We start from the raw sequence: 14,694 nt of genomic DNA on the forward strand, positions 1-14,694 counted from the left end.
TTATGGCAGAATACTTTCTCATCTTTGCATTGACAAAAGCAAAAGAGGAATGAAACCAACAGTTGTCATAGGAGATATACATGGATTGGATTATTGGAAAATAATCGTCGAGCAACATCCGGATGCTCAGTTCGTATTCTTGGGTGATTATTTAGATCCGCGGGAATATGTGCCTCGAAAATATTTATTGCGAAATTTATGTGAGATTATGGATTTGAAACAAAGACGGCCGGAGGATGTGGTGTTGTTACTGGGCAATCATGATTTGCATTATTTCTGTACGGATATTGTGGTGGCTTCCCGTTTTGATTTTTCGATAGGCGAGAAGGCATCGTTGCTTTTTCTTTCGAATATGGAATTGTTTCAATATGCCTATCAAAAGGGGAATTATTTGTTTACCCATGCCGGTATTTCACATGAATGGTTTGTGAAAGATTTTCAAGGCGATATGAATTTGTCTATTGCCGAGCAACTAAACCATCCCACCGATGCGCAAATACCCGCTTTATGCCAGTTAGGGTACTTACGAGGCGGAGAAGAAGGTAAAATAGGTGGCATCTTTTGGGCGGACGAGGCGGAATTAACGGATCCATTGCATGGCTTTACCCAAATAGTAGGACACAATCGGATGGAGGAGGTTACGAAGCGATGCGGAGCGCACGACAACCGGATTATCTTTTGCGATTGCCTCTGGAATGGAAATTATTTGGAGATAAATTTAGATACTTAGGCTATACATATATAATAAAGGTATATCGAACCCTCTTTTTCCATATCTTTGCAAAAACATTTAGGGATATGACACAACCATTGGCGGAACGATTGCGTCCGAAGACGCTGGATGAGTATATAGGACAGAAGCACTTGGTGGGACCAGGCGCCGTGCTTCGGAAAATGATTGAGGCGGGAAGGGTTCCTTCCTTTATCTTGTGGGGGCCACCGGGCGTGGGAAAAACTACCTTGGCGCATATTATTTCGCAAAAGTTGGAGGCTCCGTTTTATACTTTGAGCGCGATTAATTCGGGCGTGAAGGAGGTAAGGGATGTCATAGAAAAGGCCAAGAACAACCGGTTTTTCAATAGTGTTTCTCCCATTTTGTTTATCGATGAAATCCATCGCTTCAGCAAATCGCAACAGGATTCGCTTTTGAACGCCGTCGAGACGGGTGTCGTGACACTTATCGGAGCCACAACCGAAAATCCTTCGTTCGAGGTCATCCGTCCGCTTCTCTCACGTTGTCAGGTATATGTCCTTCAATCGTTGGATAAAGAAGATTTACTTCAATTATTGCATCGAGCCATTACGGAAGACCTGATTTTGAAAGAAAAACATATTGAGTTGAAAGAGACCGACGCGCTGCTGCGTTATTCAGGAGGCGATGCGCGAAAGTTGCTTAATATATTGGAACTGGTTATCTCTGCCGAGGAGAATGAAACCATCGAGATAACCGACTCTAAAGTGGTAGAACGCTTGCAAGAGAATCCGGCTGCCTACGACAAGGGGGGCGAGATGCACTATGATATTATTTCCGCTTTTATCAAATCCATTCGGGGAAGCGACCCAGATGCGGCGATTTATTGGTTGGCGCGCATGGTCGCTGGAGGTGAAGACCCCAAGTTCATCGCTCGTCGCCTTTGCATATCGGCTGCCGAAGATATCGGATTAGCCAATCCGAACGCCTTGCTTTTGGCCAATGCCTGTTTCGATACGGTACAGAAAATAGGTTGGCCGGAAGGACGCATTCCATTAGCTGAAACCACCATTTATTTAGCATGTAGCCCCAAAAGCAATTCAGCCTATATGGCCATCAATGCAGCATTAGGACAGGTGGACAAGACAGGTAATCTGCCCGTGCCGCTTCATCTGCGAAATGCGCCGACCCAATTGATGAAAGAATTGGATTATGGGAAAGAATATAAATATGCCCACGATTTCGAGAATCATTTTGTAAAGCAGGATTACTTGCCTAAGGAGGTTTCCCAGAAACGTTTTTGGCAGGGGCAAGAGAATCCCGCAGAGCATAAATTGATAGAACAAATGCGCAAATTGTGGGGAAATCGCTTCTGAAACGAAAATTTTTGTGGAAAAAGTTTGTCGTTTCACAAATAATACTTACTTTCGACGCGACAAAGACGTCAGTGTAAGAACTGACAAAATGTTATATCATTAAATAGTATTGCACATGAAGAAGCACAATTTTTATGCAGGTCCTTCTATCCTGAGCGAGTATACCATTCAGAATACAGCTGCAGCGGTAGAAAATTTTGCGGGAATGGGTTTGTCTATTTTGGAAATCTCGCATCGTAGTAAAGAATTTGTAGCCGTAATGGACGAAGCACAAGCGCTTGTGAAAGAGCTGTTGGATCTTCCGGCTGGTTACGAGGTTCTCTTCTTGGGCGGAGGCGCCAGTATGCAATTCTGCATGGTCCCTTACAATTTGTTGAATAAGAAAGCGGCTTATTTAGATACGGGTACGTGGGCATCGAAAGCCATTAAGGAAGCCAAATTGTTTGGCGAAGTGACGGTCGTTGCCTCTTCAAAGGATAAGAATTATACGTATATTCCGAAGGATTATTCCGTACCGGAAGATGCGGATTATTTCCATATTACTACCAATAATACCATTTATGGTACGGAACTTCGGGAAGACCCGGATGTAAAGGTGCGTTTAGTGGCTGATATGTCTTCGGATATTTTCTCTCGTCCGGTAGATGTTTCTAAATATGACGTGATTTATGCGGGTGCACAAAAGAATTTGGCACCAGCCGGTGTGACGTTGATTATCGTACGTACCGATGCGTTGGGGCATGTAGACCGTCCGATTCCTACCATGTTGAATTATAAGACACATGCCGACAAAGGTTCGATGTTTAATACACCGCCTGTATTGCCCATTTATTCGGCTCTTCAGACTTTGAAATGGTATAAAGAACAGGGCGGTATTGCTGCCATGGAAAAGAAAGACAAAGAGAATGCGGCTATTTTGTATGATGAAATCGATCGTAATAAATTGTTTAAAGGTACTGTAGTGCCCGAAGACCGTTCGATTATGAACGTTTGCTTCGTGATGAACGATGAATATAAGGAATTGGAGGCTGATTTCAATGCTTTTGCCGCTACGAAGGGAATTGTAGGTATTAAGGGACACCGTTCGGTAGGTGGGTTCCGCGCTTCTCTCTACAATGCCATGCCGAAAAGCAGTGTGGAAGTATTGATTGAAGCTATGAAAGAATTTGAAAAACAACATTGATTATGGCACGTATCTTAGTAGCAACTGAAAAGCCTTTTGCTGCGATAGCCGTGAAAGGTATCCGCGAAGTAGTAGAACAAGCGGGTGACGAATTGATTTTGTTGGAAAAATATACAGAGAAATCCCAACTCTTGGATGCCGTGAAGGATGTAGATGCCGTGATTATCCGTAGCGATAAAGTCGATGCGGAGGTCTTGGATGCCGCCAAGCAATTGAAGATTGTCGTTCGTGCGGGTGCGGGTTACGACAATGTGGATTTGGACGCTGCCACGGCGCATGGTGTTTGTGTGATGAATACGCCGGGGCAGAACTCCAATGCTGTTGCTGAATTAGCTTTCGGTATGATGGTGATGGCGGTCCGCAATTTCTATAATGGCACGTCCGGTTCCGAATTGAAGGGGAAAAAGTTGGGTATCCATGCATTTGGAAATGTAGGCCGTAACGTGGCGCGCATCGCGAAAGGTTTCGGGATGGAGATTTATGCATATGATGCCTTCTGTCCGAAAGAAGCGATGGAAAAAGAGGGTGTCATTGCGGTCGATTCGGCTGAGGCGTTGTATGAGACCTGTAACATCGTCTCTTTGCATATCCCGGCTACGGCAGAGACCAAGAATTCCATCGGAGCTGCCTTAGTGGGGAAGATGCCGAAGGGCGGTCTGCTGGTCAATACAGCTCGTAAGGAAGTAATTAACGAACCGGAATTAATTCGCTTGATGGAAGAGCGTCCGGATTTGAAATATGTAACGGATATCATGCCGGTAGCGAATGAGGAATTTGCGGCTAAATTTGCCGGTCGTTATTTTTCGACTCCCAAGAAGATGGGGGCTCAGACGGCTGAAGCCAATATCAATGCGGGGATAGCGGCGGCTAAGCAGATTGAAGGATTCCTGAAAGAAGGATGCGAGAAATTTAGAGTTAATAAATAATCATTAGACACAGAGACGCGGAGGCACCGAGAGCAGTCCGAACGGACGCTGTGCTTTTGTGTCTCTGCGTTTTTTAATACCTTATTATATATCATGGCAACCATAAAACCATTCAGAGGGTTACGGCCTCCGAAAGAATTTGTAGAGCAGGTGGCGTCTCGTCCGTATGACGTCCTCAATTCAGATGAAGCGCGTGAAGAGGCGAAAGGAAATGAGAAATCCCTTTATCATATCATCCGTCCGGAGATTGATTTTCCCGTCGGGACGGATGAACATGCCCCCCAAGTCTATCAGAAAGCAGCGGAGAATTTCCGGCTGTTCCAAGAGAAAGGTTGGCTGGTACAGGACGAGAAGGAATGTTACTATGTGTATGCACAAACCATGCATGGCAAGACGCAATTCGGATTGGTGGTGTGTGCTTACGTTCCGGATTATATGAACGGTGTGATTAAGAAGCATGAACTCACGCGCCGCGACAAGGAGGAGGATCGGATGAAACATGTCCGCGTCTGCAATGCCAATATCGAACCGGTCTTTTTCGCCTATCCCGAAAACGAGGAGCTGGATAAGATTGTCGTAAAGTATGCGGCGACCGAACCTGAATATGATTTTCTGGCCCCGACGGATGGCTTCGGGCATACGTTTTGGGTGATAAACGACGACGAGGATATACGTCGCATTACCGAGATATTCGCGAAGATTCCGGCTCTCTATATCGCGGATGGCCATCATCGTTCGGCCGCGGCGGCTTTGGTGGGCGACGAGAAGGCGCGGTTGAATCCGAACCACCGGGGCGACGAGGAATATAACTATTTCATGGCAGTTTGTTTCCCGGATAAGCAATTGACGATTATCGACTATAATCGTGTCGTAAAGGATTTGAACGGGCTCTCGCCCCAGGATTTTTTGTGTAAGTTGATGAAAAACTTCGACGTAAAGGATATGGGGACAGCTATCTATAAGCCCCAGGCGCTGCACAACTTCTCCTTATATTTGGAAGGGCATTGGTACTCGTTGACAGCCCGTCCAGGAACGTATGACGATAAGGACCCGATTGGCGTCCTCGACGTGACCATCTCGTCCAACCTTATCTTGCGGGATATTTTGGGCATCCAGGATTTACGCACTGATAAACGCGTCGATTTCGTAGGCGGAATCCGCGGTTTGGGTGAGCTGAAACGGCGTGTCGACAACGGGGAGATGAAACTGGCGTTGGCGCTCTATCCCGTGACGATGCAACAACTCATGGACATTGCCGACACGGGAAATATCATGCCCCCCAAAACCACTTGGTTCGAACCGAAGCTGCGTTCGGGACTGGTGATTCATAAATTGGATTAACGGCCCGTTCATTTCCATCGGTACCGCTCGCGAAAATTGGCCGGGCGGTATTTTTTTCGATACTCACGGGGCGTGTATTTCATCCGGACTGTAAAGAAGCGGGAGAGGGCGGGGCTTGTGCAAAGGTCCGTGCGCGCTACGATTTCCTGCAGCGGCAAATCCGTACACGTGAGCCATTCACATATCATCCGCAGTCGGTACTCGTTGATAAACTCGCGCATGGATTGGCCGGTCAGAAACAGGAATACAATGCCGAGGTGGCGCAAGGGGCGTCCCATGGCTTTGGCAATCTCCTCCGGTTGCGTTCGGATATCCTGGGCCCACACGCGGGCAATCGCGTCCATCACGAAGCTACCTGTTGGCTTTATCTGCCGGTCGTTCGTCTGCCAGTACATTTTGCCATCGCTATCCGTTACAATTCGTGCCTCCAAGACCGAGACATAAATATCATCCAGCGTAATTTGTTTCAACGGTATCTTTTCCATATCTTTTTTAGGGCAAATATACGCCTATTTAGGCTAAAAAGCAAGTTATATTTATCATTTGAATATGGGAATGATAAAACAGGAATCTTGCATTACCGTCCTGGTACTGGGATGATAAACCGTGAATTACGCATTACTATCCTGGTGCTAGGATGATAAACTGTGAATCACGCATTACCATCCTAGTACTGGGATGGTAAACCGTGAATTACGCATTACCATCCTGATACTGGGATAGTAAATTGTGAATTACGCATTACTATCCTGGTGCTGGAATGATAAATTGTGAATCACGCATTACCATTCTGGTGTCGGGATGGTAAAACAAGAACCTTGCTTTACTATTTCCGTATTGGAATGGTAAATAAAGGATTTACCGGGCAATCTCGAAAGGAACGCGTATCGAAACGCCTTTTTTCATGAGGAAAGTCAGATTCGGGTACAACCGTTGTGTGAAAGAATTCCAGCTCCGGTGTTCCATTTGCGTCCATCCTGCTTCTGCCAACGCCAAAGCGCGCGGGTAGGTCATGTAGGTTAACCGGTTGATATCCTGTATCGCTTCTCCCCATAAAGTGCCCATGATACCCTGGACATGCGCCTGCTTTGCGGGCGGGAGTCCATAGCCGGGATCGAATTCGTAGCACCGTTCCAACGTCGTCACGGGCATGCCCCAATTGTTGAACTCGGGTAAATCGCCCTTGTATTGCGGATAATCCAGGTAGGCATACTCGCCCGGCGCCATGATAAGCGGATTTCCGGACTGATACGTAAACTCCAGGCAAGCCGGAGTGAGTTGCCCGCGCCAGCTGACCAACGTTGTTTGTTTCGGATAGGGGAACAAATAGCCTTTTACTGGCGGGAAGATGCTATCCAATTCGCACCAAAGGATGGGCGATTTTCCCTTTTGCTCCAAAATGGAAAACATACGGTTGAAGAATGGAATCATCAGTTGCGATGTTCGAGTATATCCCAGCTCCTTCATCCGTGCCTGGCAATGTGTGCATGTCCCCCAATTTGTATCGATAACGGACTCGTCGCCGCCCAAATGGATGGACTTCGATGGAAACAGCTCCGCTACTTCAGCGAGAATATCTTGATACATTTCATATACCTTTTCATTGCTGGCGCATAACATGAGGTTCGTTGTTTTCCCCACCTCTTTGGCAATTTGTTGCGAAGAGGTACAGCCCAATTCCGGATATGCCGCCAAGATAGCGACGGTATGCCCCGGCATGTCCAGCTCGGGGATGATTTCCACATGGCGCAAGGCTGCGTATTGGATCAAGTCCCGTAATTCGTCCTGCGTGTAGTGCTGTGGGCTGGCCAATTGCGGATATTTTTTGATTTCGATACGCCACCCTTGGTCGTCGGTCAGATGGAGTTGCAATACATTATATTTATAACGCGCCATCTGGTCGATATAAAACTTGACATCCTCTATCGGGATAAAATGGCGCGCGGGGTCAATCAATAACGCCCGGAAAGGAAAGCGGGGTGCATCGTCGATTGTCACCGGATGGATTTGGTGTTGTTTCGTCGCACAAACATCGCCTATCAGCACTTGTTGCAAGGTCATGACGCCATAGAAAACCGCTTGGGGTGATTTCCCTTGGATGGTCAGCCCATTGTTTTTCACTTCCAGACGATAGTGCTCATCGCCTTCCATTTCCGGATTGATTTGGAGCCGGATGGAGGCCGAGGAGGATTCAACCAAAGGAATTTCTGTTTGCATTTGCTCTTCCAAGATCTGTTGCAACGTGGAAGCGGCAAAGTCTAAATCTGGATGATTGGCATAGATAGCCGTTCCTCCGGCACGCACATTAAACGGTTTCCCCTCTCCTTGCACGAGAGAGTTGGGCATCGGTATCAACGCCGTACAATTATCTTGTGCATAAAGGCTACATATGTAAAACAGCCCTAAGATAATGCAGAAAATTTGAGTCGCAATAGGTTTCATTTCGAAAGAATTATAAATACATTAATCCAGTTTCAGGACAGCGAGGAATGCCTTCTGGGGAACTTCCACGGTGCCGATTTGCTTCATGCGTTTCTTTCCTTCCTTTTGTTTCTCCAAAAGTTTGCGCTTACGAGAAACGTCGCCACCATAACATTTGGCGGTCACATCCTTGCGGACGGCCTTGATGGTTTCGCGGGCAATGATTTTCGCGCCGATGGCAGCTTGGATGGCAATTTCGAATTGCTGGCGTGGGATGAGTTCCTTGAGCTTTTCGCACATGCGCCGACCGAAGGGTACGCTGTTGTCCACATGCGTCAACGTCGAGAGGGCATCAACCGGTTCACCGTTCAGGAGGATGTCCAGTTTTACCAATCGGCTGGGGCGATAGTCATACAAGTGATAATCGAACGAGGCATAACCCTTCGAGATGCTCTTTAGCTTGTCGTAGAAGTCAATCACGATTTCGCCCAGCGGGAGGTCGTAGATAATCTCCACGCGGTCTCCTGAGATATAATTCTGCTTCACGAGTACACCCCGTTTCCCCAGACAAAGCGTCATGATGGGACCGATGTAGGCGGTGCGGGTGATGACCGAGGCCCGGATGTAAGGCTCTTCGATGTGGTCGATGAGCGTCGGGTCGGGCAGACCGCTCGGGTTGTGTACCTCCTTGCAATTTCCTTTCTTATCGTATACTTTATAAGACACGTTCGGGACGGTTGTAATCACATTCATGTTAAATTCGCGGTCAAGGCGTTCCTGGATAATTTCCATGTGGAGTAACCCTAAGAATCCGCATCGGAAGCCGAACCCCAACGCTGCCGAACTTTCGGGTTGGAAGGTCAGCGAGGCATCGTTCAGTTGTAGCTTCTCAAGTGAAGAGCGCAGGTTTTCGAAATCCTCCGTTTCGATAGGATAGACACCGGCGAAGACCATTGGTTTCACCTCTTCGAATCCGGCAATGGCTTCTGCAGCCGGACGGTTTACGTGCGTAATCGTATCTCCTACGCGTACCTCCTTCGACGTCTTGATACCAGAGATGATATACCCCACATCGCCTGTCCGCACCTCGTCGCGAGGCGACATCTCCAACTTCAATACGCCTACTTCGTCGGCATCATATTCCTTTCCGGTGGCAATAAACTTCACGTGGTCTCCCTTGCGGATAACACCGTTCTCGACTTTGAAATAGGCGATAATCCCGCGAAAAGAGTTAAAAACAGAATCGAAGATAAGGCATTGGAGTGGTGCCTCGGGGTCTCCTTGCGGAGCTGGAATGCGTTCGATGACGGCCTGCAGGAGTGCTTCCACGCCTTCACCCGTCTTACCGCTGGCACGAAGGATTTCACTTCGATCGCACCCTAAAAGCTCGATGATCTCATCCTCTACCTCTTCCGGCATGGCGCTTGGCAAATCAACCTTGTTCAACACCGGGATAATCTCCAAATCATTTTCGAGAGCCATATACAGGTTCGAAATGGTCTGGGCTTGTACGCCTTGGGAGGCGTCCACAATCAGCAGCGCACCTTCGCAAGCTGCAATCGAACGGGAGACTTCGTAAGAGAAGTCGACATGCCCCGGCGTATCTATCAAATTAAGGATATAGGGTTCTCCCTTGTATGTATAATTCATTTGGATGGCATGGCTTTTGATGGTGATGCCACGCTCGCGTTCCAAATCCATATCATCTAATACCTGATCTTGCATATCCCTTGATTCAACTGTTTTGGTAAATTCCAACAGGCGGTCGGCAAGGGTACTTTTCCCATGGTCGATATGGGCGATAATGCAAAAGTTTCGGATATTCTTCATGTTGTCTTTATTTCGTTTCCTAATTTTTAGGGTGCAAAGATACAAAAAAAGGCCGTGCCTTGATAAGCACCGCCCTTTTTTAAAGCAATTAAAAGTTGTTATGTATCTACTTTTAACGATAATCTTTCAAAGTTTTCTGTAATTCTTGCCGGGCAAAGAAGATACGACTCTTCACGGTGCCTAATGGCAAATGGAGTTTTTCCGCGATTTCACTGTATTTGTAACCGCTTACATACATCGAGAAAGGCATCTTTAAGTCGTGGTTCAACCCTTCGATGGCTTTCGAAATCTCTTGGATTTGGTACGAACTATCCGGCGAATTGAAACCTGAATCAGTAGTTACATCCAAATTGTAAAGGTCTACGTTTTGATCTACAATTGTTTGTGTCCTTACAATTTTATGGTAATTGTTGATAAAGATGTTCCGCATGACGGTTAATACCCAACCCTTGAAGTTTACATTGTCGACAAACTTTTCCTGATTATCCAACACTTTCAACGTCGTGTCTTGCGTCAGGTCTTGCGCATCGTCCCGATTAGCTGTGAGCATCATGGCGAAATTCATCATATTCTCCTGCATGCCCAATAGGTTCTTTTTAAATTGCAACGTATTCATGTTTGATATCAAAATTAAGTTAGACATTGCGTTAATACATTCATGCCCCCTCTTCTATGAGGAAGCATACAAATGTACGGATAAAAAATGGGATAACCGCATCTTTCTTGATAAAATTATCTTATTGGAAGATAGGAAATAGTAATAATTCAATTTAGGCCTATGAATAATGCCGTTTATAACTATATTGGAGATTGTTTATAGGCGTCATTAAAATCTTGTATGCTTATGGATGCGTCATCTTTCATCTTATAGAAAATGTGTTTGTCGATTACGACATACTCGAAAGCCCCCATGCCGAGTAAATCACTGAGGATTTGACGGGCGGCACGTAGGTGTATGTGAGCGATACGGCAAAATTGGTTGAGACTGATATAAGGGTGGCTTTCCAGATAGAGAAGAAGATGTCTGACAGGTTGCGTCCATTTCAGCAATGTTCCTTTCGAAGAGCGGCTCTTTTTCCAAGCGAGTACCAGCACTTCGTTGGCGAGGATATTTTCATCGGCCACACGGATATATGCCTTGTACCGCCCCTCTTTGTCTGGAGCAAGGTAAGGGCGTTCTTCGCCTGGGGCGATGTAGATTTCCAATACGGTTTTACCATTGATATCCCATCGTTTGGCGCTAAAGTCGACTTGCGGCTGGGTATACATGTTGGAGGCGGCTTCAATCATGTAATATTCCTCTTCGCTTCGGATGCCAGAAATGCTTCCGTTGTCTTTCACGCCAATGAGCAATCGCCCTCCGTCGGTATTGGCAAAAGCACTTAACGTACGGGCGATTTTTTTGCTATCGCTTACTTCAAACTTAAAGTCAAGTTGTTGGTGTTCTCCTTGCTCAATGAGTATTTGTATAGGATGTTTTTTTATCATCTTGCCTTGCTATTTTAACGCCGCAAAAATAAAATAAATACTTAACTTTGCCAATGAAAAAATACATATAACCATGTCTGAAGTATCTACGTTGATTTCCGATTTGGGCTTTATTTTGATATGTGCCGGAATCGTGACTTTGTTGTTTAAATGGCTCAAACAGCCTGTTGTCTTGGGATATATTGTGGCGGGTATCTTGGCAGGACCAGCTTGTGAGTTCTTGCCAACGGTGGCAGATACAGCTAATATCGATACGTGGGCGGATATAGGTGTTATTTTCCTATTGTTTACTTTGGGTTTGGATTTCAGCTTTAAGAAGTTGGTAAAGATAGGAAGTACGGCGGTGACAGGAGCTGTTACAGTGATTGCAGGTATGATGTTAGTGGGATATGCGACCGGACTTGCTTTAGGTTGGGGACATATGAATGCTCTTTTCCTGGGTGGAATGTTGTCGATGTCTTCGACTACCATAATATATAAAGCGTTCGACGATATGGGACTTCGTAACCAGCGGTTTGCAGGTGTCGTATTGGGAATTTTAGTGGCCGAGGATTTGTTTGCCGTGTTGATGATGGTATTGCTCTCGACTTTAGCCGTCAGCCAGGAGGTCGAAGGTTTGGAATTACTGGATAGCGTTATCAAGCTGGGTGTATTTCTCTTGTTCTGTTTTGTGGTGGGGATTTACTTGATTCCCTCATTTCTTCGGTTTTTCCGCAAATACTTGAATGATGAGACGTTATTGGTCGTTAGTTTGGGGTTATGTCTGGGCATGGTTTTGGTTGCAACTAAAGCTGGTTTCTCTTCTGCATTAGGTGCTTTTATCATGGGTTCCATTTTGGCTGAAACACTGGAGGCAGAAAAGATAGAGCATTTGGTTAAACCGGTGAAAGACCTTTTCGGAGCAATCTTTTTTGTATCGGTAGGTATGATGATCGACCCGCAATTACTCTGGGAATATAAACTCCCGATAGCTTTATTAACTCTTATTGTGCTGGTTGGGCAGGTTAGCTTCGGAACATTTGGCGTATTGCTTTCAGGTCAACCCTTAAAGATTGCTGTGCAATCCGGTTTCTCGCTTGCTCAGATAGGAGAGTTTGCTTTTATCCTTGCTTCGTTAGGGCAATCTTTGAAAGTAACAGATTCGTTTTTGTATCCAATTGTAGTAGCTGTATCGGTAATTACGACCTTTTTTACTCCTTATATGATTCGTTTTGCGGAACCTGCTTACGAACGAATCAATCGTCTTTTCCCTACGCGTTGGCGGAATTTTTTGGAGCGTTATGCTTTAGGTTCTACTACAATTCATCAACGGAGTGATTGGCATTACCTTTTAAAGTCCTTACTGCGTATTGTCGCGATTTATACCTCGGTGGCTGTTGTGTTGATTTTTGTTTGGTTGCAATATGTTGCTCCGCTGATAATGTCTCGTCTTCCGGGTTGGCAAGGGTCAATTGTCTCTTTAGTTCTGATATTAGCGTTGATTTCTCCTATTTTGCGTGCAATTATCATGAAGAAGAATCATTCGCCTGAGTTCCAGAAATTGTGGCGTGACAATCTCTTTAATCGGGCACCGCTGGTTTCTCTTATCGTTTTGCGTATGTTGTTATGTGCGACGCTTGTAATGATACCAGTGGCGCGCTTACTCAACGTGGCGGTGGGATATATGTGGTTATTGGCTTGTGTGGTAATTGTTTCTATCATGCTTTCTAAAAAACTTAAGAAGCAATCTATTTTGATGGAACGTCGTTTCTTTACGAATTTGACAGCTCGTGAAGTAGAACAGGAGAAGCAAGCTACTATTAATCCTAATTTTGCCAATCATTTATTAGAGCGTGATCTTCATTTGGCTGATTTTGAAGTAAAACAAAATTCACCAAGTGCAGGTAAAACTTTAAAGGAGTTGAACTTTCGAAAACTATGTAATATTAATGTAGTAACAATTATACGAGGCGATATCCGCATTAATATTCCAGGTGGCAACGAGCGGCTTTTCCCGTTTGATAAAATAGTTGTGGTGGGTTCAGACGACGATTTGGAACATTTCCGCACGTATGTAGACGAGCGTTATCAATCGTATCTCCAACGCCGTGTCACCCATCAGCAGGAAGTGAATATCGAGCAATTCCAAATTCAAAAGGGGTCGCAGCTCATTGGGCGGACGATACAAGATTCGGGCATTCGAGATCAAGCGGCTTGTCTGGTCATTGGTATTGAACGAGGTACGACTTCCCTTAAAAATCCGGCTCCTACTGTATCTTTCGAAGAGGGTGATTTGGTTTGGATTGTCGGAGAACATGAGAAAGTACTCCGTTTGAGTGAGGGAGTGCTCTTGAATGGATAGCGTGAAAATAGAAATAATCCTAAATAGCGAGTTATGGCAAAAGAGTTATTCAGTAGATATATTTGGTTAATCGAATTGATTTATCGAGCGAAGGGTATTACGTTCAATGAAATTAATGCGCGTTGGATGCGTACGGATATGAGCGAAGGTAAGCCTTTGCCTCTTCGTACGTTTCATAATTGGATTGATAAAATCGAGGAGGTTTTTGACATTAATATAATATGTAATAGGCGTGGTGGCTATTATTATTCTATTGAAAATGTAGATGATTTAGAAAAGGATGGCCTGAGAAACTGGTTATTGAATACGTTTTCTGTCAACAACTTAATTCATGAAAGTTATCCTTTAAAGCAACGAATTTTATTTGAAAATATACCTTCTGGAAGAGTGTTTCTAACGCCTGTTATAGAGGCTATGCGTGAAGGGCGGGTGATTCGTTTTTCTTATCAAAGTTATTGGTGGGATGAACCTAAAGAGATTGAGGCTGAGCCTTATTGTGTGAAGGTTTTTAAACAACGTTGGTATGTCGTAGTTCGGAATTTGGCTCATAAAGGTTTGCGTATTTATGCGTTCGATCGTATTCAGTCTTTAGCACTCACGGATATGACTTTCATTTACCCTCAGGATTTCAATCCGCAAGCTTACTTCGATGCCAGCTTTGGAATTATTGTGGATGAAGAGTGTGAGATAGAGATAGTTCGAATTAAAGTATATAATAATCAAAATCAATATGTACGCGCATTGCCTTTACATCATACACAAAAAGAAATAGAGAAAACAGACGATTATTCCATATTTGAATATCTCTTAAGACCCACTTATGATTTCAAACAAGAACTTCTTTCGCATGGAGACGATATCGAAGTACTTGCTCCTATGTGGTTGCGCGAAGAGATAAAAAATGTGGCGGAAAAGATTTGTAGGAGGTATCATTAGAAAGCTCATAGGAATTAGAAATGAAATAAACGAACATCGAAAAGGAATCCAATTATAAACGGAATCGAATCCCGTTATAAACGGGAGGGGATATAGTTGTAAAAAAGTAGGTTTGTAACTATCTTGGAATGAGGTATAATTAAAATTTCTCACAAAAAAGT

General features: G+C 45.0%; 12 protein-coding genes. 7 read left to right on the forward strand and 5 right to left on the reverse strand.

What is annotated here, in order from left to right; genetic code table 11:
* Window positions 1-49: 49 nt before the first annotated feature.
* The 5 genes from B5F77_RS11825 (at window position 50) to B5F77_RS11845 (ending at window position 5,517) form a co-directional block, all read left to right on the forward strand.
* Window positions 50-730: a metallophosphoesterase gene (locus tag B5F77_RS11825; protein ID WP_162607993.1), complete on the forward strand. Its 681-nt coding sequence runs from the start codon at window positions 50-52 to the stop codon at window positions 728-730.
* Between the two features lie 68 nt (window positions 731-798).
* On the forward strand, window positions 799-2,067 hold the full coding sequence (locus B5F77_RS11830) for a replication-associated recombination protein A (protein ID WP_087330999.1): 1,269 nt from the start codon (window positions 799-801) through the stop codon (window positions 2,065-2,067).
* A gap of 115 nt (window positions 2,068-2,182) precedes the next feature.
* On the forward strand, window positions 2,183-3,250 hold the full coding sequence (gene serC, locus B5F77_RS11835; protein WP_087331001.1) for a 3-phosphoserine/phosphohydroxythreonine transaminase: 1,068 nt from the start codon (window positions 2,183-2,185) through the stop codon (window positions 3,248-3,250).
* Window positions 3,251-3,252: 2 nt separating this feature from the next.
* On the forward strand, window positions 3,253-4,176 hold the full coding sequence (locus tag B5F77_RS11840) for an NAD(P)-dependent oxidoreductase (RefSeq protein ID WP_087331003.1): 924 nt from the start codon (window positions 3,253-3,255) through the stop codon (window positions 4,174-4,176).
* A 93-nt stretch (window positions 4,177-4,269) separates the two neighbouring features.
* Window positions 4,270-5,517, forward strand: a complete 1,248-nt coding sequence (locus tag B5F77_RS11845) for a DUF1015 domain-containing protein (protein WP_087331005.1) — start codon at window positions 4,270-4,272, stop codon at window positions 5,515-5,517.
* A gap of 8 nt (window positions 5,518-5,525) precedes the next feature.
* Here B5F77_RS11845 and B5F77_RS11850 read toward each other — a convergent pair whose 3' ends face one another.
* From B5F77_RS11850 to B5F77_RS11870, 5 genes are all read right to left on the reverse strand, one after another.
* Window positions 5,526-6,002, reverse strand: a complete 477-nt coding sequence (locus B5F77_RS11850; protein ID WP_087331007.1) for a helix-turn-helix domain-containing protein — start codon at window positions 6,000-6,002, stop codon at window positions 5,526-5,528.
* A 373-nt stretch (window positions 6,003-6,375) separates the two neighbouring features.
* Window positions 6,376-7,959, reverse strand: coding sequence for a beta-N-acetylhexosaminidase (locus B5F77_RS11855; protein WP_087331008.1), 1,584 nt, complete (start codon window positions 7,957-7,959; stop codon window positions 6,376-6,378).
* Window positions 7,960-7,980: 21 nt separating this feature from the next.
* A complete protein-coding gene (gene lepA, locus B5F77_RS11860; RefSeq protein ID WP_087331010.1) occupies window positions 7,981-9,768 on the reverse strand; it encodes a translation elongation factor 4 in 1,788 nt (595 codons plus the stop codon).
* 112 nt (window positions 9,769-9,880) lie between these two features.
* Window positions 9,881-10,384 (reverse strand): RNA polymerase sigma factor, encoded by a 504-nt coding sequence (locus tag B5F77_RS11865; protein WP_087331012.1) that lies wholly within the window; start codon window positions 10,382-10,384, stop codon window positions 9,881-9,883.
* A 182-nt stretch (window positions 10,385-10,566) separates the two neighbouring features.
* Window positions 10,567-11,256: an ATP-binding protein gene (locus B5F77_RS11870; RefSeq protein WP_087331014.1), complete on the reverse strand. Its 690-nt coding sequence runs from the start codon at window positions 11,254-11,256 to the stop codon at window positions 10,567-10,569.
* A gap of 73 nt (window positions 11,257-11,329) precedes the next feature.
* Between B5F77_RS11870 and B5F77_RS11875 the strand changes: the two genes are divergently transcribed.
* On the forward strand, window positions 11,330-13,597 hold the full coding sequence (locus B5F77_RS11875) for a cation:proton antiporter (protein WP_087331016.1): 2,268 nt from the start codon (window positions 11,330-11,332) through the stop codon (window positions 13,595-13,597).
* Window positions 13,598-13,630: 33 nt separating this feature from the next.
* The gene (locus tag B5F77_RS11880) at window positions 13,631-14,533 is read left to right on the forward strand and encodes a WYL domain-containing protein (protein WP_087331018.1); all 903 of its coding nucleotides are present in this window, start codon (window positions 13,631-13,633) and stop codon (window positions 14,531-14,533) included.
* The last annotated feature ends 161 nt before the right edge of the window (window positions 14,534-14,694 follow it).

The organism is Parabacteroides sp. An277 (assembly GCF_002159645.1).
Taxonomy (GTDB): Bacteria; Bacteroidota; Bacteroidia; order Bacteroidales; family Tannerellaceae; genus Parabacteroides.

What these genes read in the sequence shown, in the direction of transcription:
- B5F77_RS11825 (WP_162607993.1), top strand. Translation starts at nt 50, where the DNA reads ATGAAACCAACAGTTGTCATAGGAGATATACATGGATTGGATTATTGG.
- B5F77_RS11830 (WP_087330999.1), top strand. Translation starts at nt 799, where the DNA reads ATGACACAACCATTGGCGGAACGATTGCGTCCGAAGACGCTGGATGAG.
- serC (WP_087331001.1), top strand. Translation starts at nt 2,183, where the DNA reads ATGAAGAAGCACAATTTTTATGCAGGTCCTTCTATCCTGAGCGAGTAT.
- B5F77_RS11840 (WP_087331003.1), top strand. Translation starts at nt 3,253, where the DNA reads ATGGCACGTATCTTAGTAGCAACTGAAAAGCCTTTTGCTGCGATAGCC.
- B5F77_RS11845 (WP_087331005.1), top strand. Translation starts at nt 4,270, where the DNA reads ATGGCAACCATAAAACCATTCAGAGGGTTACGGCCTCCGAAAGAATTT.
- B5F77_RS11850 (WP_087331007.1), bottom strand. Translation starts at nt 6,002, where the DNA reads ATGGAAAAGATACCGTTGAAACAAATTACGCTGGATGATATTTATGTC.
- B5F77_RS11855 (WP_087331008.1), bottom strand. Translation starts at nt 7,959, where the DNA reads ATGAAACCTATTGCGACTCAAATTTTCTGCATTATCTTAGGGCTGTTT.
- lepA (WP_087331010.1), bottom strand. Translation starts at nt 9,768, where the DNA reads ATGAAGAATATCCGAAACTTTTGCATTATCGCCCATATCGACCATGGG.
- B5F77_RS11865 (WP_087331012.1), bottom strand. Translation starts at nt 10,384, where the DNA reads ATGAATACGTTGCAATTTAAAAAGAACCTATTGGGCATGCAGGAGAAT.
- B5F77_RS11870 (WP_087331014.1), bottom strand. Translation starts at nt 11,256, where the DNA reads ATGATAAAAAAACATCCTATACAAATACTCATTGAGCAAGGAGAACAC.
- B5F77_RS11875 (WP_087331016.1), top strand. Translation starts at nt 11,330, where the DNA reads ATGTCTGAAGTATCTACGTTGATTTCCGATTTGGGCTTTATTTTGATA.
- B5F77_RS11880 (WP_087331018.1), top strand. Translation starts at nt 13,631, where the DNA reads ATGGCAAAAGAGTTATTCAGTAGATATATTTGGTTAATCGAATTGATT.